The 20,092-nt window shown below is 63.4% G+C and carries 13 protein-coding genes; 10 read left to right on the forward strand and 3 right to left on the reverse strand.

Annotated elements, in window-relative coordinates; translation table 11 throughout:
* Positions 1-175 precede the first annotated feature (175 nt).
* From HU764_RS17995 to dacB, 5 genes are all read left to right on the forward strand, one after another.
* Positions 176-1,507: a deoxyguanosinetriphosphate triphosphohydrolase gene (locus HU764_RS17995; protein WP_027596658.1), complete on the forward strand. Its 1,332-nt coding sequence runs from the start codon at positions 176-178 to the stop codon at positions 1,505-1,507.
* A gap of 282 nt (positions 1,508-1,789) precedes the next feature.
* Positions 1,790-2,407, forward strand: coding sequence for a response regulator transcription factor (locus HU764_RS18000; RefSeq protein WP_186682365.1), 618 nt, complete (start codon positions 1,790-1,792; stop codon positions 2,405-2,407).
* Positions 2,408-2,415: 8 nt separating this feature from the next.
* On the forward strand, positions 2,416-6,078 hold the full coding sequence (locus HU764_RS18005) for a transporter substrate-binding domain-containing protein (RefSeq protein ID WP_186704089.1): 3,663 nt from the start codon (positions 2,416-2,418) through the stop codon (positions 6,076-6,078).
* 12 nt (positions 6,079-6,090) lie between these two features.
* On the forward strand, positions 6,091-6,435 hold the full coding sequence (locus HU764_RS18010) for a YggL family protein (protein ID WP_027596660.1): 345 nt from the start codon (positions 6,091-6,093) through the stop codon (positions 6,433-6,435).
* Positions 6,436-6,632: 197 nt separating this feature from the next.
* Complete coding sequence (dacB, locus tag HU764_RS18015) at positions 6,633-8,090, forward strand: D-alanyl-D-alanine carboxypeptidase/D-alanyl-D-alanine endopeptidase (RefSeq protein ID WP_186682369.1); 1,458 nt, start codon at positions 6,633-6,635, stop codon at positions 8,088-8,090.
* A gap of 125 nt (positions 8,091-8,215) precedes the next feature.
* On the opposite strand, the gene HU764_RS18020 is transcribed toward dacB, so the two are convergent.
* Both HU764_RS18020 and rlmKL read right to left on the reverse strand, forming a co-directional pair.
* Positions 8,216-10,621 (reverse strand): sensor domain-containing diguanylate cyclase, encoded by a 2,406-nt coding sequence (locus HU764_RS18020; protein ID WP_186682371.1) that lies wholly within the window; start codon positions 10,619-10,621, stop codon positions 8,216-8,218.
* Between the two features lie 94 nt (positions 10,622-10,715).
* Positions 10,716-12,908, reverse strand: a complete 2,193-nt coding sequence (gene rlmKL, locus HU764_RS18025; RefSeq protein ID WP_186704088.1) for a bifunctional 23S rRNA (guanine(2069)-N(7))-methyltransferase RlmK/23S rRNA (guanine(2445)-N(2))-methyltransferase RlmL — start codon at positions 12,906-12,908, stop codon at positions 10,716-10,718.
* Between the two features lie 561 nt (positions 12,909-13,469).
* Between rlmKL and rmf the strand changes: the two genes are divergently transcribed.
* Positions 13,470-13,682, forward strand: coding sequence for a ribosome modulation factor (gene rmf, locus HU764_RS18030; protein ID WP_186682375.1), 213 nt, complete (start codon positions 13,470-13,472; stop codon positions 13,680-13,682).
* Between the two features lie 96 nt (positions 13,683-13,778).
* Here rmf and HU764_RS18035 read toward each other — a convergent pair whose 3' ends face one another.
* A complete protein-coding gene (locus HU764_RS18035) occupies positions 13,779-14,804 on the reverse strand; it encodes a quinone-dependent dihydroorotate dehydrogenase (RefSeq protein WP_027596664.1) in 1,026 nt (341 codons plus the stop codon).
* A gap of 139 nt (positions 14,805-14,943) precedes the next feature.
* On the opposite strand from HU764_RS18035, the gene HU764_RS18040 reads away from it, so the two are divergent.
* The 4 genes from HU764_RS18040 (at position 14,944) to HU764_RS18055 (ending at position 20,081) form a co-directional block, all read left to right on the forward strand.
* Positions 14,944-16,158: an ABC transporter substrate-binding protein gene (locus HU764_RS18040; RefSeq protein WP_186704087.1), complete on the forward strand. Its 1,215-nt coding sequence runs from the start codon at positions 14,944-14,946 to the stop codon at positions 16,156-16,158.
* A gap of 11 nt (positions 16,159-16,169) precedes the next feature.
* On the forward strand, positions 16,170-16,745 hold the full coding sequence (locus HU764_RS18045) for an ANTAR domain-containing response regulator (RefSeq protein ID WP_027596666.1): 576 nt from the start codon (positions 16,170-16,172) through the stop codon (positions 16,743-16,745).
* A 444-nt stretch (positions 16,746-17,189) separates the two neighbouring features.
* On the forward strand, positions 17,190-18,401 hold the full coding sequence (locus tag HU764_RS18050) for a nitrate/nitrite transporter (protein WP_186704086.1): 1,212 nt from the start codon (positions 17,190-17,192) through the stop codon (positions 18,399-18,401).
* A gap of 9 nt (positions 18,402-18,410) precedes the next feature.
* Entirely contained in the window at positions 18,411-20,081 is a 1,671-nt protein-coding gene (locus tag HU764_RS18055; protein ID WP_186704085.1) for a bifunctional protein-serine/threonine kinase/phosphatase, read from the forward strand.
* Positions 20,082-20,092 lie beyond the last annotated feature (11 nt).

Below are 20,092 nucleotides of genomic sequence, written 5' to 3' on the forward strand. Positions count from 1 at the left end.
GTAGGGGCAGCCTTGTGCTGCGAAGAGGCCGGTGTAGGCTGCAGATATCTGCTTTGCCCACACCGGCCTCTTCGCAGCACAAGGCTGCTCCTGCAAAAAACCGCGTCAACCTTCAGCTTGCATGGTGCCTCTCGACACAGGAAGCTATGCCCATCGAACGACAGGAGATCGAGCCTTGGACTGGCATACCCTGCTGACCCGCGAACGCCTGGGCAAAGCCCTGTACAGCCCCGAAGAACTCGGGCGCAGCCCCTTCCACAAGGACCACGACCGGATCATCTTCTCCGGCGCCTTCCGCCGGCTTGGACGCAAGACCCAAGTACACCCCGTCTCCAGCAACGACCATATCCACACGCGCCTGACTCATTCACTGGAAGTCAGCTGCGTCGGCCGCTCGCTCGGCATGCGGGTGGGCGAAACCTTGCGTGACAGCCTGCCTGACTGGTGCGAGCCCAGTGACCTGGGGATGATCGTGCAATCGGCCTGCCTGGCCCACGACATTGGCAACCCACCGTTCGGCCATTCCGGCGAAGACGCCATCCGCCACTGGTTCCAGCAGGCAGCGGGGCGTGGCTGGCTGGACGACATGAGCGACGACGAACGTGCCGATTTCCTCAACTTCGAAGGCAACGCCCAAGGCTTTCGTGTCCTCACCCAACTGGAGTATCACCAGTTCGACGGCGGCACCCGGCTGACCTACGCCACCCTGGGTACTTACTTGAAGTACCCCTGGAGCGCCCGTCATGCCGACGCCCTAGGCTACAAGAAACACAAGTTCGGCAGCTACCAGAGCGAACTGCCACTGCTCGAACAGATCGCCCGCAAACTGGGCCTGCCACAATTGGAGGACCAGCGCTGGGCACGCCACCCTCTGGTCTACCTGATGGAGGCCGCAGATGACATCTGCTACGCGCTGATCGACCTGGAAGACGGCGTGGAAATGGAATTGCTGCAGTATGCGGAAGTCGAGGCGCTGCTGCTCGACCTGGTGGGCGACGATCTGCCGGAGACCTATCGCCAACTCGGCCCGCGCGACTCGCGCCGACGCAAGCTGGCGATCTTGCGCGGCAAGGCCATCGAACACCTGACCAACGCCGCCGCCCGCGCCTTCGTCGAGCAGCAAACGGCACTGCTTGGCGGGCACCTGAGCGGTGACTTGGTCGAGCACATGCACGGCCCGGCCAAGCACTGCGTGCTGCAAGCCAAGGACATGGCGCGCAACAAGATCTTCCAGGATAAACGCAAGACCCTGCACGAGATCGGCGCCTACACCACACTCGAGATCCTCCTCAACACCTTCTGCGGCGCGGCCCTCGAACAGCACGGTGGCCGCACACCCTCGTTCAAGAGCCGCCGAGTACTCGACCTGATTGGCAACAATGCACCGGACCCACACGCCTCATTGCACAGCGCGTTCCTGCGCATGATCGACTTCATCGCCGGGATGACCGACAGCTATGCCAGCGAAATGGCCCGCGAAATGACCGGGCGCTCCAGCCCGACCTGAGCCAGGCAGGTGCAGCCTGTGCTCAGGCGCTCGCTGCACCTGTCTACCTAGGAAACTTCCTACCTATGCCCATCGCTGATAAACACCACGACTAACAATCAACGAAAAGTTACTAAACAAGGTTTGACATCGAGTTTCATGCGCTCATTGCGTAGCCAGATTTGTTTTATCTTGTAAGCCATTTCCCATATAGGGCTAATAGCCCTTCCTCGCATGCCCGATGACTTCCAACTGGGATAAGGTGCCAGCCGTCACCCTCACTCGCCCGCAGGGAAGTTGAACATGCATTCCGTATTTATAGTCGACGACCATCCCGTTATCCGTCTGGCCGTCCGTATGTTGCTGGAGAATCAGAACTACAAGATCGTCGGCGAATCGGACAATGGCGTGGATGCCATGCAGATGATTCGCGAGACCACACCCGACCTGGTCATCCTCGACATCAGCATCCCCAAGCTAGACGGGCTGGAGGTACTTTCCCGGTTCCAGGCCATGTCCCTGCCTCTGAAGGTGCTGGTATTGACCGCCCAGTCTCCGGCGCTGTTTGCCGTGCGCTGCATGCACTCGGGCGCTGCAGGCTATGTGTGCAAACAGGAAGACCTGAGCGAACTGCTCAGCGCAATCAAAGCCGTGCTGGCCGGGTATAACTATTTCCCCAGCCAGGCCATCAAACACAATCAGACGGTCAATGACGACCTGCAACTTTTCCGACAAGTCAATGACCGTGAATTGATGGTGTTGCAACTTTTCGCTCAAGGCCGAAGCAACAAGGAAATCGCCAAGGGCATGTTCCTTAGCAACAAGACGGTCAGCACCTATAAGAAGCGCCTGATGCACAAACTCCAGGTCGACACCTTGGTGGACCTGATCGAAATGGCCAAACGCAACGCGCTGGTCTGAGGGTTTTCATGGCGCGCCTTCTCGCCCGGCTGTTACTCGCCCTGGTGCTGTTCAGCGCTGGGGCCCAGGCCAACCACCACAGCGCGTCTGCCTACGCGCTGCTGGCACGCTCACCGGCAAAACCAGCTCCGCTTTCGCTCACGCCCCAACAACACCAGTGGCTCGAAAGCCGTCACGAGCTGGTGCTGGGCACTTCAGCACCCGACTACCCGCCTTTCGACATCACCAGTGGCGGGCGTGACTATCAAGGTCTCACCGCCGAATATGCCAACCTGATCGGCCTTGCCTTGCAGTTGCCGGTACGCGTGCTGCGCTTTTCAAACCGGCAGGCTGCCGTCGATGCACTCAAACGCGGCGACATCGACCTGCTCGGCAGTGCCAATGGCTATGAGGCAACCACGGACGGCTTGGCACTTTCGCACCCTTATGCCGTTGACCAGCCAGTGCTGGTTACCCGTGAAAATGAAGGCCGCGCACTGGACATGGGCCTGGAAGACATGCGCCTGGGCATGCTCTACCACTACCTGCCAAGGCAGGAGGTTGGCAGCGCCTACCCGAAAGCCCATCTGCTGGCGTTCGGCTCGTCTTCCCAAGCCTTGAATGCCGTGGCATTTGGCCAGGCCGACGTGTTCATCGGCGACACCATCTCCACCCACTATCAACTCAACCGCGGCCACCTGCCTGGCCTGCGCATTGCCAATTTCAGCAAGCACGAAGCCATCGGTTTCAGCTTTGCCGTGCGCCAGCAGGACACCCTGCTGATGGAGCTGGTGAACGCCATACTCGACAGCCAGCCGGCCACCTTGCGCACCAGCATCTTCAAACGCTGGAGTGCAGGCAGCGACCTGCTGTTGACCGACCGCAAGCTGCAGTTGACGGAGACTGAAGAATTCTGGCTGCAACGCCACCCCGTCATGCGCGTGGCGATCGACGACACGGCAGCCCCGGTGTCCTTCTTCGACAGTTCGGGCTATTTCAGGGGCATCACTGCCGACCTGCTGGAGCTCATCCGCCTGCGCACCGGCCTGCGCTTCGAGGTGCAGCGTGCCAGCGGTATCGCCGACATGATCGCCCGACTCAAGGACGGCCGGGCGGATGTGATTGCGGCGCTCACCACGGATGGCGTAGCCAAGCAGACCCTGCAAATCAGCCGCCCCTACCTGGACAGCGTCTATGTACTGGTCAGCCTCGCTGACAAGGGGCAATTCGCCACCCTGGAACAGCTGAAGGACCGACGGGTCGCGATTACCCGATACAGCGCGATGGACCTGATGCTCTCCACGCGCTATCCGCGCATTGGCCGGATCGAAACCGAGAGCACCTTCTATTCCATCGCCTTGCTCAAAAGCGGCGCTGTCGATGCCATGATCACCACCTTGATCGATGCCAACCATGCCGTGGCCGCCAACCCCGACCTGGTCATACGCACCACGGTCGGCAGCGAGCCTGCCAGCTACGCCATGGCAGCCAGCGACCAGTCGCCGACGCTCGTCTCGATTCTGGACAAAGCACTGTTGAGCATTTCGCCGGAAGAACTGGGGGTGATCAATAACCGCTGGCGTGGCTACAGCTTGCATGACGACAGCACCTGGCAGAAATTTCGCCGGCTTGCCTGGCAAGTGCTGCTGGGCACGGCGCTTCTGTTGCTGCTGGCACTGATCTGGAATGCCCGCCTGCGCCTGCAGATCAGGCAGCGGCAAAGCGCCGAGCGGGCATTGAACGACCAGCTGGCGTTCATGCGCGCGCTGCTCAACGGCACCCCCCACCCCATGTATGTGCGTGACCGTGAGGGCTGCCTGCAAAGCTGCAACGACAGTTACCTGGAGGCTGTACAGGCCTGTAACGAGGAAGTCATGGGCAAGCACCTGGAAGAAAGCCTGTTCGCTGACCGCGAGCAGACCCGCCAGATCCACGCTGACTACCTGCAGGTCATGGCGGCAGGCACCCCGCTGATCATCGATCGCCCCTTGCGGGTCAAAGGCCGGGAAATGACCATCTACCACTGGATACTGCCGTACCGTGACTCGCTGGGCGAGGTACAAGGCATCATCGGCGGCTGGATCGATATCAGTGACCGTCGCCAACTGGTGCTGGAGCTGCGCCAGGCCAAGCAGCAAGCCGAGGATGCCAACCGTGCCAAGAGCACGTTCCTGGCCACCATCAGCCATGAAATTCGCACCCCGATGAACGCGGTCATCGGCATGCTGGAGCTGGCCGTCAAACGCGCCGACCAAGGGCGGGTGGACCGCTCAGCGCTGGAGCTGGCCCATCACTCGGCCAAGGACCTGTTGGGGTTGATTGGTGACATCCTCGACATCGTGCGCATCGAATCCGGGCACCTGTCACTCGCGCCAGAACCGGTCGACCTGGCGGCACTGGTCGAGTCGGTGGGGCGCATTTTCGATGGCCAGGCACGGCAGAAAGGCCTGGCGCTGGAAGTGATCATCGAGCCATCGGCCCGCTGCCATGCATTGCTCGACCCGCTGCGCTTCAAGCAGGTGCTGTGCAACCTGGTCAACAACGCCATCAAGTTTACCGAGCATGGCCAGGTGCGCATCTGCGTCTGTTTGCATGACGAAGGCACGCCCTCCTCCCCGATGCTCGAACTGGAGGTGCGTGACAGCGGCATCGGCATTCACGCCGATGACCTGCAGCGCCTGTTCAACCCCTTCATCCAGGCCAACCCGCACAGCCCGGGTGCCCGCGCAGGGACCGGGCTTGGGCTGGCCATCTGCCGAACCCTCTGCGACATGATGGGCGGCACCTTGACGATCAAAAGCCTGGAGGATGTTGGCACCCAGGTTCGTCTTAAGATGCCTTTGCAAACCGTCAGCGCCGTGTCGGTCGGGCTGCCGGTTATCGAGAACGTCGACGTGCCCGATCCACGCTTGAATGTGCTGGTGATCGACGACCACCCCGCCAACCTGCAGTTGATGGCCCAGCAGCTGAGCTACCTGGGCCTTGGCCATACGTGCGCCAGAGATGGCCGCGAAGGCCTGAGCAGCTGGCGTGCCGGCACCTTCGATGTGCTGGTGCTCGACTGCAACATGCCACACATGAACGGCTATCAGCTGGCCAGTGCGATACGCGCTGAAGAACGGCAACGCGGGCGACCGCGCTGCACCATCCTCGGCTATACCGCCAACGCGCAACCCGAGGTCATGCGCAAGTGCCTGGATGCCGGCATGGATGACTGCCTGCTCAAACCCATCAGCCTGAGTACGCTCAGCCAGCGCCTGGCCGGCCTCAAGCCGCAGAGCCGGCAGCCGTGGCGACGCAAACCCTTTGATCTGAATGGCCTGGGCGCGATCGTCGGGCCGGACCCAAAGGACCGCGAGCGTTTTCTCACGGCGCTGCACCAGAGCCTGCGCACCGACCTGATGATCTTGATGGACCTGCCCCCCGAAGACGCGACCGCCGTTGCCGACCAGGCGCACAAGATTCTCAGTGCCGCGCGCCTGCTGGAAGCCACGCCGCTGATGGCGGCGTGCGAGGCGCTGGAAAACATGGGTTTAACAACCCCGCAACGGCAGCTAAGGCGTCAGGCGCTGGCGCGGCACATGCGCCGGGTGGACATGGCCTTGGCGGGAGAGCTTGCAGGCACCGACGAACGTCAATCAGGAAGGCAGCCAAACGCCGAAGCTGGTAGACTGCGCGGCGATATTACCTAAGAGGATTGTTTCATGGCCACTAACCGCTCCCGTCGCCTGCGCAAAAAGCTGTGTGTCGACGAGTTTCAGGAATTGGGCTTCGAGCTGAACCTGGACTTCAAGGAAGATCTGGATGACCAGGCAATCGATGCATTCCTCGATGCCTTCCTGGAAGAAGCCATGGACGCCAATGGCCTCGACTACGTAGGCGGTGACGATTTCGGCCTGGTGTGCTCGGCCAAACGCGGTTCGGTCAGCGAAGAACAACGCGCTGCCGTCGAAGCCTGGCTCAAAGGCCGTGGCGAACTGACCAAGATCGAAGTCAGCCCACTGCTCGACGCCTGGTATCCGGACAAGCCGATCAACGCGGCTGAGTGATACCTGCGCGGTACCCAGCGGCTTGAACGCTGAAAAGGCCACCCTTTGCGGTGGCCTTTTTTGTGGGTGGCGTTTTCCGTCGAACGTGGCCCATCGTGGCTACGCTTGGGGCATAATGCGCGTTCTATTACGTTCTGGGGCCATCATCTCTTACAGCCCCAATGTCCTTTTCCCTCGCCGCAGGGTATTTACTGAATATGATCAAAACGCTCCGTCCCCTCGTTCTAGCCGGCCTGCTGCTGCCCTTCGCCTTGCCTAGCCAGGCCGCCGCCGTCAATACCAGCCTGCCGCCCAAGGTGCAGCAGGCGCTGAAAGCCAACAAATTGCAGGACACCGCGCTGTCGCTGGTGATGCTGCCGCTGGATGGGCCTGGCACGGCGACGGTGTTCAATGCCGATGTGTCGGTGAACCCGGCCTCGACCATGAAACTGGTCACCACCTACGCGGCTCTGGAACTGCTCGGGCCGACCTTCCAGTGGAAGACCGAGTTCTACACCGACGGCACCCTGAGCAACGGTGTGCTCAACGGCAACCTGTACCTCAAAGGTGGCGGCGACCCGAAGCTGAACATGGAAAAACTTTGGCTGCTGATGCGTGACCTGCGCGCCAACGGCGTGCGCACCATCACCGGTGACCTGGTGCTGGACCGTAGCCACTTCGTGCAGCCTAACCTGCCGCAGTTCAACGATGACGGCGGTGACGTCAACAAGCCCTTCCTGGTCAAACCCGACTCACTGCTGGTCAACCTCAAGGCACTGCGCTTCGTTGCCCGCAACGATGGTGGCAAGGTGACGATCGCGGTCGAACCGCCGATTGCCAACATCCGCATCGACAACCAGGTCAAAGCCGTGGCGTCCAAGCAGTGCACCGGTGACGTGCGCTACAACCCTGTGCAACAGGCCGATGGTGTCAGCGTGGTGGTCAGCGGCCAGCTGGGTGATGGCTGCAACTCGCAGACCTATCTGTCGCTGCTCGATCACCCGGCCTACGCCGCCGGTGCCGTGCGGGCGATCTGGAACGAGCTGGGTGGCAGCATTCAGGGCAGCGACCGCGTCGAGAACGTCCCGAAGAGCGCACGCCTGCTGGCACGGGCCTTCTCGCCTGATCTGGTGGAAGTGATCCGCGACATCAACAAATACAGCAACAACACCATGGCCCAGCAGCTGTTCCTCAGCCTGGGCGCGCAGTTCCGTACCGATGCCGATGGCGATGACGCCCGCGCGGCGCAACGTGTAGTGCGTCAGTGGTTGGCGAAAAAGGGCATCACCGCGCCACACCTGGTGATGGAAAACGGCTCTGGCCTGTCGCGCGCCGAGCGGGTCAGCACCCGCGAGATGGCGGCGCTGCTCCAGGCCGCTTGGAAGAGCCCCTACTCCGCCGAGTTCATCAGTTCGATGCCGCTGGTGGGCATGGACGGCACCATGCGCAAGCGCCTGAAACGTACGGCAATGACCGGTGAAGGCCATATCAAGACCGGCACGTTGAACACCGTGCGCGCCATCGCGGGATTCAGCCGTGATAGCAATGGGCATACCTGGGCAGTGGCGGCGATTTTGAACGACCCGAAACCGTGGGGGGCATCGCAGGTGCTGGACCAGGTGCTATTGGACCTGTATCGCCAGCCGAAGCTGGGTGCGAGCGCTGCGGCCAACTGAGGGTAGGAGCGGCCTTGGGTCGCGAAAGGGCTGCGCAGCGGCCCCCTTGATCCCACTCTTAACACATTAAGTGCGGGGGCCGCGTTGCGGCCCTTTCGCGACGCAAGGCCGCTCCTACACGACGCTCAGGTCAACTCCGCTTCGACCCGGTCCCGTCCTGCCTGCTTGGCCGCATACACCCCGGCATCCGCCCGCAACAGCAACGCGTCAGCCCCCTCCCCTGGCCGCCAGCCCGCCACACCAAAGCTCGCCGTGACCTCGCCCACGCCCTCGATCGGGACGTTGCGCACGCTTTGCCACAGCTCAAGCGCCAGCAACCGCGCCTGCTCGGCATCGCTGCCTGGGCACAGCACCATGAACTCTTCCCCTCCCAACCGGCAGAACACGTCGGTTCGCCGCAGGCGATGGCCGATGCGCTGGCACAGGCTGCGCAGCACCAGGTCGCCCACCGCATGGCCGAACTGGTCGTTGATGCGCTTGAAGTGATCGATATCGAGCATGATCACCGCCAGCGCCAGGCCATCGCGCTGGGCGCGGTCCAGCTCGGCCTTGAGCCGCTCCTGGAAATAGCGCCGGTTATGGATACCGGTCAGTGAATCGGTCACCGACAGGGCACGCAACTCCTCCTCCACCCCCTTGAGGTCGGAGATGTCGGTCAGGTAGCCATGCCACAAGGTACATCCCGCCTCACCCACCTCCGGGGTCGCCTCGCCACGCACCCAGCGCAACCCCGCCTGCGGCAGGCACACCCGGTATTCTTCGCGCCACGGCGTAAGGTGGGCGGCGGAATAGCCCACCGAACGGCGCACGCGCTCCAGGTCATCGGGATGAATGCGCTCGAACACCACCGTGGCATCCTCACGCAACTGCTGCAGGTCGACCTCATAAATGTCGTAGAGGCCTTTGCTGGCATACGGGAAGCAGGAATGGCCATTGGCATCCAGGCGGTACTGGTAGATGCCGCCCGGCACTTCGGCACTGAGTTTTTCCAGCAGCCGGTCACGCGCGGCCAGCGCCTCGTGCACCCGGCGCCGCTCGGTGACGTCGATGCAGATGGCCAGGTAGCCAACCCACAACCCTTGTTCATCGAGCATGGCGGTGACCAGCATGTTGGCCACAAGGTGACTGCCATCGGTGCGTACCAAGGTCCACTCGCCAGGCTCTTCACCCCTTTCCTGCACCGTTTCGGCAAACATGGCCTGGCCGCCGGCAATGTGGCGCCCGTAGCGCAAGCTCAAGGCGTGGGCGCGCTGGCTGAGTTCGTCGGGCAACACCAGGTCCTCGAGGCGCAAATGGCCGATCGCCTCGTTGGCCGAATAGCCGAGCATGCGCTCGGCACCGGCATTGAAGGTGCTGACCACCCCCTTGAGGTTGGTGGCGATGATCGCCACCTGGGTCGCTGCATCAAGCACGCTGCGCAACTGGTTGTGGGTGCCGCGCAAGGACTGCTCGCTGACCCGCAGTTCGGCCGTGCGCTGCTCGACCAGGGTCAAGGCGCGCTGGCGCTGGCTGAACAGGTTGTAGAGCAAGGCACTGAGCAGCACGCTCAACAGCCCACCCAACAGGCCGACGGTCAGTGCAGCCGAAGAGTGATTGGCCTTCAGAAAAGCCTGGCTCGGCCGAATGAGCAACTGGAAAGGGTGATCGGCCAAGTACAACAACTGGCTGCTGGCCAGGGCCAGGGGCGCGGCCTCATTTCGTGAGTCGAACACCACTTCAGGTCCTTTCAGCCCGGACGGGTCTTCGATACGCACGACCAGGTTGTCATCGGCCGCCGCCGGCAGGCCATCGCTGATGAGATCGCGCAGGTTGAGCAACGCCATCACATAGCCCACCGCCGCGCCTTGGGGGGCGGCGTCGGAGAACACCGGTGCCACCATCAACAGGCCGCGTGCATCCGCTGCCGGCCGAACAGCGCCAGTCTCCGATATGGCCAGAGGCTCCGACACCGCCATGCTGCCAGGTTCCAACGCACGCGCCAGGGTGGCCTGCGGCGCACCTTTGCCAGCCAGGTCAAGCCCGTAAGGAAGCGCAGGCGCGTCTGTCGACTGGGTGAAGCGCACAGGAAAGTAGTGATCACGCAGGGGCGCCGGTTGCCAAGCGCCCTGTGCATCCTGATCGCGGATCACATAGTTCTGGCCCAACCAGGTAGCGGTGCTGTGCTCGAATTCGGCGCGCTGCGCGGCCTCGACCCGCGGCGCCCAAGCGTAAGCCAGGGTGCGGCGCAACAAGGGCCGTGCGTAGCCCTCGAATTCGCGGGGGGTAACCTCGTTGGAGAAGCTGAAAAACCGCCGCAGCCCGTCCAGGCGCTGCTGCTGATCGTCAAAGCGCTCAGCGATGCGGCTGAAGCGCTCGCTGGCCAGCAACTCGAAGCGCTGGCGCAACTGCTGCTTGTAGAACGCCTGCGCGGCAAGGGCCAGGATGGCCGACAACAGGCAGCCGGCCACCAATGCCACCAGCGCCACCGCCCACGCGGACACGCCTTCGGTGCACAGGCCAAGCAACCTCGCACGCACGCCAAACTTGGACATACACCCATCTCGTCACGTCAGCGTCCTGCGGATTATCTTGCCCTGGCATCAGTTATAGCTATTGGCCACTAGCTGCGCAATGTACCTCGTCGCCTCAACGCAATTGCAGGCGCCACGCCCGATGAATGCGGTTGTTGCGGGCGAAGTCCGGGTCCAGGGTCTGGGCGCTGATTTCCTCCACCGCGTAGCGCGCCATCAGGTGCTCATCGAGCTGGAACTTGCGGAAGTTGTTGGAGAAATACAGCACGCCACCCGGCGCCAGGCGCGCCATCGCCAGGTCGAGCAGCTGCACATGGTCACGCTGAACGTCGAACACCCCTTCCATACGCTTGGAGTTGGAGAAGGTCGGCGGGTCGATGAAGATCAAGTCATAGCTGTCACGGTTGGCTTCCAGCCAGGCCATCACATCGCCCTGCTCCAGGCGGTTACGCTCAGAGAAGCCGTTGAGCGCAAGGTTGCGCCGCGCCCAGTCCAGGTAGGTTTTCGACAGGTCGACGCTGGTGGTGCTGCGAGCACCGCCCTTGGCCGCATGCACAGTGGCCGTGGCGGTGTAGCAGAACAGGTTGAGGAAGTGCTTGCCGGCGGCCTCGCGCTGGATGCGCATGCGCATCGGGCGATGGTCGAGGAACAAGCCGGTGTCGAGGTAGTCGGTGAGGTTGACCAGCAGCTTGACGCCGCCTTCGTTGACTTCCTGGAAGCGCCCTTCGGTGGCTTGGCGCTCGTACTGGCGGGTGCCGCTCTGCCGCTCACGGCGTTTGAGCACCACGCGCTGAGGGGAAATACCCAACGCCTGCGGGATCGCCGCCAGTGCATCGAGCAGGCGCGCCTGGGCCTTTTCCGGGTCGATCGAGCGTGGCGCGGCGTACTCCTGCACGTGCACCCAGTCGTGGTAAAGGTCGACTGCCAGGGCGTACTCGGGCATGTCGGCATCGTACAGGCGGTAGCAGTCGACCTGCTCGCGACGGGCCCACTTGCCCAGTTGCTTGAGGTTCTTCTGCAGGCGGTTGGCGAACATCTGCGCGCCTTCCGACAAACGCGCCGGTTCACTGGCCTGCGGCTCCTGACGACGGGCATCGGCGGGTTCAGCTTGGGCGTCACGGCGCTCGCCAGTCACAAACTGGTCAGGCTGCACCTTGAACAACAGCAGCTTGCACGGCAATGCACCGTTCCAGAAGGCGTATTGCTTGTGGCTGCGAATGCCCATGCGCTTGCCCAGCTCCGGCGCCCCGGTGAACACCGCGGCTTCCCAGCCCATGCACGCTTGGCGCAGACGCTCGCCAAGGTTCTGGTAGAGGTACAACAGGCTGGCTTCGTCACCCAGACGCTCGCCGTATGGCGGGTTGCTGATCACCAGGCCTTTCTGGTTCTGGTCAGGCCGCGGCTCGAAGGTGCTGACCTCGCCCTGGTAGATCTTGACCCAGTCGCTCAGGCCCGCACGCTCGACGTTGTTGCGCCCGGGCTGGATCAGCCGCGGGTCGGCCTCGTAGCCACGGATCCACAGCGGTGGCTTGGCCAAACCGGCCTGCGCACGCGCTTGCGCCTCGTCGTGAACCTTGCGCCACAGTGCCGGCACATGGCCAAGCCAGGCGCTGAAGCCCCAGCATTCGCGCTTGAGGTTAGGGGCGATGTCGGCGGCGATCATGGCGGCTTCGACCAGGAAGGTACCCACACCGCACATCGGGTCGGCCAGGGCGCCGCCTTCGGCAGCGATGCGTGGCCAGCCGGCGCGGATCAGCACCGCTGCCGCGAGGTTTTCCTTGAGCGGCGCGGCGCCTTGCTGCAGGCGATAGCCGCGCTGATGCAGGCTGTGGCCAGACAGGTCGAGCGAGAGAATCGCCTCGCCACGGTCCAGGCGCAGGTGCACGCGCACATCGGGGTCGATCTTTTCCACCGATGGGCGCAGGCCTTCGCGGTTGCGCAGCTTGTCGACGATGGCGTCCTTGACCTTGAGCGCACCGAAGTGGGTGTTGTCGATGCCCGAGCCATGGCCACTGAATTCCACCGCAAGGGTGCCGTCGGCCGCCAGGTGGTCTGCCCAGTCAACCGCGTTGACCCCGTCGTAGAGGTCGTCGGCGTTCTTCATGTTGAAGCGCTTGAGAACCAGCAACACCCGGTTCGCCAGGCGCGACCACAGGCACAGGCGGTAGGCGGTTTCCATGTCGGCGGCGCCGCGAATGGCCGAGGTGTGCTCACGCACTTCATCGAGGCCGAGGCCCTTGGCCTCTTCAGCGAGCAGGCCTTCCAGGCCTTTGGGGCAGGTGAGGTAAATTTCGAAACGGTCCGACATGAGTATTCCAGAGCCTTGGGCTATTTGACTGACGAGGCGACGCATCGCCCCGCGATGTTTGCCCGAACACCCTTCCAGCAGGCATCCGAGTGGCCATTGCCTGCGCGCAATTGCGCAGCGCAACGACCGGGCCGCCTGACCGACCAGCACTTCGCCAGGGGCAAAGACAGCTTAGATCATCAGGCAGTATTAAAAATTCGAGCGATCCACGGGCCGATGTGACCCTTCGTCGCATTTCAAAATAATTCTGTCATCGCGCAGCGACGCTGGCGAAATGACGTCAATGATCGGCAAACCCCGATCATTGCGGGCTCAGCGACAAATAAGGTTGAGTCGCATTTATTTACTTATCCCTTCACCCTTAGAAACGTTACGTCCTTATGACAAATCGATCATTCACACTGTGACGCGCATTCGTTAGAACTGGTCTCAGGCCGCTTCGCAACGAGGCGGCACCTTCCGCTCGCCACGCCGGCAGCGAGCGCATACCGGCAGAACGATTCTGCCCGGCCTCGGAGAGGCCGACGGGACATTACAGTCAACAAGTGAGGGCAGCACCCTATGAGAAGACTTAAGCGTGATCCGTTGGAAAGAGCATATAAACGTGGTTTCCTGTACGGGATCGCCGGTAAATCCAAGGAGCTTTGCCCCTACGAGGGTGAAAAACAATTCAACTGGAACAATGGCTGGCGAGAAGGTTTCGATGCGAGGTGCGCCGGTGAAACAGGCATCGCTGGCATCCACAGGCTCTCCGAAAATCACGCCTTTGGCTGAACGAGGACACTGAATTCGAGTCACCATGCGCGCCCCATCCGGGCGGCGGGCTTCGGCCCAGGGGCCCCTTGATGGGGCCCTTTTTATGCCCGCGATTTATGCGCGAGGCAGAGCGGCAATCGCATCGACCGATTCGCGAATCAGCGCCGGCCCCTTATAAATGAAGCCCGAGTAAATCTGTACCAGGCTGGCACCCGCAGCGATTTTCTCGGCGGCGTGACGCCCCTCGGTAATGCCACCCGCCGCAATGATCGGCAGCTTGCCGCCCAGCTCACCGGCCAACACCTTCACCGTGTGGGTGCTCTTCTCAAGCACCGGCGCACCCGACAAACCACCGGCTTCGCCGCCATAAGGCAAGTGCTCGACGCCTTCGCGGCTCAGGGTGGTGTTGGTGGCGATCACCGCGTCCATGCCCGACTCCATCAGCGCAGCAGCCACCAGTGCGGTTTCTTCGTCGCTCATGTCGGGGGCAATCTTGATCGCCAAGGGCACGCGCTTGCCGTGCGTGACTGCCAACTGCTCACGGCGCTCGGCCAAGGCATCGAGCAACTGCTTCAGCGAGTCACCAAACTGCAGGCTGCGCAGGCCCGGTGTGTTCGGCGAGCTGACATTGACGGTGATGTAGGTGGCTTCGGTGTAGACCTTGTCCAGGCAGATCAGGTAGTCATCGACCGCCCGCTCGACCGGAGTGTCGAAGTTCTTGCCGATGTTGATGCCCAGTACGCCGTTGTAGCGCGATGCCCGCACGCGTTCGAGCAGGTGATCGACGCCCAGGTTGTTGAAGCCCATGCGGTTGATGATCGCCGTTGCCTCTGGCAGACGGAAGATCCGCGGCTTCGGGTTGCCGGGTTGCGGGCGCGGTGTGACGGTACCGATCTCGACGAAGCCGAAGCCCAGTTGGGCGAAGCCGTCGATTGCCGCGCCGTTCTTGTCCAGGCCAGCGGCGAGGCCCACCGGGTTGGCAAAGTTCAAGCCCATGACCGACACCGGCAACGCCGCCGGCTGTTTGCACAGCATGCCATTGAGGCCGAGACGGCCACCGGCACCGATCAGGTCCAGGGACAGGTCGTGGGAGGTTTCCGGGGAAAGCTTGAACAGCAGCTGGCGGGCCAGGGTATACATGGGCGGGCAAGGCTCGGGGTGAATGAGGGGGCGATTATAGCCAGCGCACGGCTGGCATGACAGTAAATCCTCGGGCCGCTTGGCACATGCGTTGCTTCGCTCACCACACACTGCCTTTTCAGTACGGGCGAGGATCCTTGTGAACACAGCACCCCGAGCAACGCCCCTGGCCTGGGTCAACGGCAGCGACGCACCGGAAAAAACCAGCCTGAACATTGGCTTCATGGCCCTGACCGACTGCGCCTCGGTGGTGGTCGCCGCCACCCAGGGCTTTGCCCAGCAAAACGGCCTGACCCTCAACCTCAAGCGCCAGGGCTCTTGGGCGGGGCTGCGCGACAAACTGGTCAGCGGCGAACTGGATGCCGCGCACTGCCTGTATGGCCTGGCCTATGCCGTGCACCTGGGCATTGGCGGTGTGCCCGCCAGCGACATGGCTGTACTCATGGGGCTGAACCAGAATGCCCAGGCCATCAACCTGTCCCCGGCTTTGCAACGCAAAGGCGTGACCAGCCCTGAGGCATTGGCGCGCCTGGTGCACCAGCAGGGCGCACGCCTGACCTTTGCCCAGACCTTCCCCACCGGCACCCACGCCATGTGGTTGTACTACTGGCTGGCGAGCCAGGGCATCCACCCGCTGCGCGATGTCGACAGCGTGGTGGTGCCGCCCGCGCAGATGGCCGCGCATATCCAGGCTGGCCGCATCGACGGGTTTTGTGCAGGCGAACCTTGGGCGGCGGATGCCGTCGCCAAGGGCCAGGGCTTTACCCTGGCAACCAGCCAGTCGATCTGGCCAGACCACCCGGAAAAGGTGCTCGCTTGCGCCCGCGCCTTCGCCGAGCAGTACCCCAACAGCGCCCGCGCCCTGATCAAGGCGATCCTCGCAGCCAGCCGCTTCATCGAGCAAAGCCCCGAGAACCGCCGCAGCGCCGCGCAGTTGCTCAGCGGCAGTGCTTACCTGGACACGCCGACGAGCACTATCGAGCCCCGCCTGCTGGGTGACTACCAAGACGGGCTGGGCAACCAGTGGCAAGACCCCCACGCTTTGCGCCTGTTCGACCAGGGCCGGGCCAACCTGCCGTATTTGTCCGACGGCATGTGGTTCATGACCCAGTTCCGCCGCTGGGGGTTACTGCGAGACGACCCCGACTACCTCGGCGTGGCCAGCCAGGTTCAGCAACTGGCGCTTTACCACGAAGCGGCAGACGCCCTAGGCATAGCGTGCCTTGAGCAACCGATGCGAAGCAGCCTGCTGATCGACGGTACCCGCTGGGACGGCAGCGACCCCTACGGCTACGCCCGCAGCTTCAGCCTGAACGCCTTGGGCGACACACCCGAAGCCCGCGTTGGCCTGTGAGGGGGATGAACATGCTGCGTATCCTGCTGATTGACGACACTCAAAACAAACTGGGCCGGCTCAAGGCCGCCTTGAGCGAGGCCGGTTTCGACGTGATCGAAGCCCCTGGCCTGACCATCGATTTGCCCGCCTGCGTCGAAACGGTGCATCCGGACGTCGTGTTGATCGATACCGACTCACCGGACCGCGACGTGATGGAACACGTGGTACTGGTCAGCCGCGACCGACCGCGGCCTATCGTGCTGTTTACCGACGAGCACGACCCCGGCGTGATGCGCCAGGCGATCCAGGCGGGGGTCAGCGCCTATATCGTCGAGGGCATCCATGCTGCGCGTTTGCAGCCGATTCTGGATGTGGCCATGGCCCGCTTCGAGAGCGACCAGGCCCTCAGGGCGCAGTTGCTGGCGCGTGACCAGCAACTGGCCGAACGCAAGCGGATCGAACAGGCCAAGGGCCTGCTGATGAAGATGAAAGACTGCAACGAAGAGCAGGCCTACACCCTGATGCGCCGCCAGGCCATGAGCCGCCAGCAGAAGCTGATCCAGGTGGCCGAGCAGATCATCGCCATGCACGAGATGCTGGGTTGATGTGCTCGACATGAGATTTTTGGGGCCTGTCAGATCGAGCGCCGCCCGCGCGGCGCATCGCGAGCTTTGCTCGCTCCTACGTTTGTTTCGGGCCAATTATTCCTGCGCCATTTGCGCGCAAACGCCTTGGCGCATTACGCGATATCGCGTCGTAAAAACGAGGGGTCGCGTGCGTCCATAGCAGGTGTTACTGGCCAAAAACAAACGTAGGAGCGAGCAAAGCTCGCGATGCGCCGCGCGGGCGGCGCTCGATCTGACAGGCGCCAAAAATCTAAAGACAGTCCCAGCCAATTCTTGGCCCATCTCTTGCTGAACAAACATCACCGGTAGCCAACGGCGGTTGCCCCACTTAAATCCCGACAAAGACGTCGCTCACCCTTCCACAGCCGTGGACCGGGTAGCGGCGTCTTTTTCGTTCCGTTGCTTTGCCGAGTGAGGTGTTCAATGAGTACCAGCTTCTGGAAATCCGGGCATGTGCCCACGCTGTTCGCCGCGTTCCTGTATTTCGACCTGAGCTTCATGGTCTGGTACCTGCTCGGCCCACTGGCGGTGCAAATCGCTGCCGACCTGCAGTTGAGTGCACAGCAACGGGGCCTGATGGTGGCTACGCCGATCCTGGCCGGCGCAATATTGCGCTTTGCGATGGGGCTGCTGGTTGACCGCCTCTCGCCCAAGACCGCCGGCCTGATCGGCCAGGTGATCGTCATCATCGCCCTGGCTGGCGCGTGGTACCTGGGCGTGCACAGTTATGAGCAGGCCTTGCTGCTAGGGGTGTTCCTCGGCTTTGCCGGCGCCTCGTTCGCGGTTTCGCTACCGCTGGCCTCGCAGTGGTACCCGCCGCAGCACCAAGGCAAGGCCATGGGCATCGCCGGGGCCGGCAACTCCGGCACGGTGTTCGCCGCGTTGCTGGCTCCCGCCTTGGCTGCAGGCTTTGGCTGGAACAACGTGTTCGGCTTCGCCCTGATCCCGCTGTCGCTGACCCTGGTGGTGTTCGCGCTGCTGGCACGCAACGCGCCCGAGCGGCCCAAGCGCAAAGCCATGGCCGACTACCTCAAGGCCCTCGGTGACCGCGACAGCTGGTGGTTCATGTTCTTCTACAGCGTTACCTTCGGCGGCTTCATCGGCCTGGCCAGTGCCCTGCCCGGCTACTTCAGCGACCAGTATGGCCTGAGCCCGGTTACCGCCGGCTACTACACAGCCGCCTGCGTGTTTGCCGGTAGCCTGATGCGCCCGCTCGGCGGCGCTCTGGCCGATCGCTTTGGCGGCATTCGCACCCTGTTGGGCATGTACAGCGTGGCCGCCATCTGCATCGCGGCCGTAGGCTTCAACTTGCCCAGCGCGGCGGCGGCGCTGGCGCTGTTCGTCAGCGCCATGCTCGGCCTGGGCGCTGGCAATGGCGCCGTGTTCCAGTTGGTGCCACAACGTTTCCGCCAGGAAATCGGGGTAATGACCGGGCTGATCGGCATGGCCGGTGGCATCGGCGGCTTCCTGCTGGCCGCGGGCCTTGGCACCATCAAGCAACACACCGGCGACTATCAATTGGGGCTGTGGCTGTTCGCCAGCCTCGGCTTGCTGGCCTGGTTCGGCCTGCATGGCGTCAAGCAGCGCTGGCGCACCACTTGGGGCTCGGCTGCCGTGACCGCGGCGCGGGTCTGAGGCGCCCCCATGAGCCTGCAACTGAGCTTTGCCCACGCCAGCGCCACCGGCCCCCGCGCGGAAAACCAGGATGCCCTGCGCCTGGTCACCCCGGCGCCGGAGCTGGCCGCCAGCAAGGGCTACCTGTTCGCCCTCGCCGACGGTGTCAGCCAATGCGCCGATGGCGGCCTGGCCGCACGGGCCAGCCTGCAGGCGCTGGCCTTGGACTACTACGCCACGCCCGCCACCTGGAGCGTGGCACAGGCGCTGGACCGCCTGCTGCTGGCGCAGAACCGCTGGCTGCGCGCCCAGGGCAGCGGCCAGCCGCTGTTGACCACACTCAGCGCACTGGTGCTGCGCGGTCGGCGCTTTACCCTGGCGCATGTCGGCGACTGCCGCGTCTACCGCTGGCACCACGGCCGCCTGCAGTGCCTGAGCGAAGACCACGTGTGGGATCAACCGGGCATGCAGCATGTGCTCAAACGCGCACTAGGGCTGGACCAGCACCTGTTGGTCGATTACCTGGAAGGCGAACTGCAGGCAGGCGAGTGCTTCGTGCTCTTGAGCGATGGGGTCTGGGCCAGCCTGGGTGACCAGCACATCCAGTCGGTCTTGCGCGAGCAGCCCGACCTGCAACAGGCGGCCGACACTCTGGTTGCCAGCGCCCACCTCAATGGCAGCCAGGACAACGCCAGCGCCTTGTTGGTGCAGGTTGAACAACTGGGGCCGACCAACCTGGGCGATACCTTGGCACAGCTGCAGCAGTGGCCTGTGCCCGGCCCCCTTCGCGAAGGCCAAGTGATCGATGGCTGGCAGATCGAGACGCTGCTCTCGCACAGCCGCCAATCCCTGCTGTACCGGGCACGCGACGGCCACGGCCACGCATGGCTGCTCAAGACCCTGCCCGCTGCCCGCGAGCAGGAGCCCGGGGCGGCGCAAGGGCTGCTGATGGAAGAGTGGTTCCTGCGCCGGGTGGCCGGGCGGCACTTCCCTGAACTGCACGTCGCCAGCCAGCGCCAGCACCTGTACTACGTGATGCGCGAATACCCCGGCCAAAGCCTTTCGGCGCTGCTCAACGAGCACGGGCCGCTGCCGCTGGCGCAGTGGCTGGAAATGGCCCGTCAACTGCTGCAAGCCGTCGGCGTGCTGCATCGGCGCAACTTGCTGCACCGCGACATCAAGCCAGAAAACCTGCACCTGGGCGCCGATGGCCAACTGCGCCTGCTGGACTTCGGTTTGGCCTACTGCCCTGGTCTGTCCGAAGACCCGCAGCACGAGCTGCCCGGCACGCCCTCCTTCATCGCCCCGGAAGCCTTCGAAGGCCAGCCCCCCAGCCCGCGGCAAGACCTCTATGCCGCCGGCGTGACGCTCTACCACCTGCTGACCGGGCACTACCCCTATGGCGAAGTGGAGCCGTTCCAGCGGCCACGCTTCGGCCAGCCGGTCAATGCCTCGCGCTATCGCCCTGACCTGCCGGAATGGTTGCAGCACAACCTGCTGCAAGCGGTGGCGGCCGATCCGGCGCACCGCTTTGAAACCGCTGAACACTGGTTGCTGCTGCTCGAACGCGGCGACCGCCAGGATGCGCCCAATCGCCCCCGGCCGCTGCTGGAGCGCGAACCGCTGAAAGTCTGGCGCACCCTGGCCCTGCTGTCCCTGCTGTGTAACCTGATACTGCTGCTCACCCTGCTCAAAGGCTGAGCCGCCTTGCC

The organism is Pseudomonas kermanshahensis, from assembly GCF_014269205.2.
In the GTDB taxonomy this organism is placed as follows: domain Bacteria; phylum Pseudomonadota; class Gammaproteobacteria; order Pseudomonadales; family Pseudomonadaceae; genus Aquipseudomonas; species Aquipseudomonas kermanshahensis.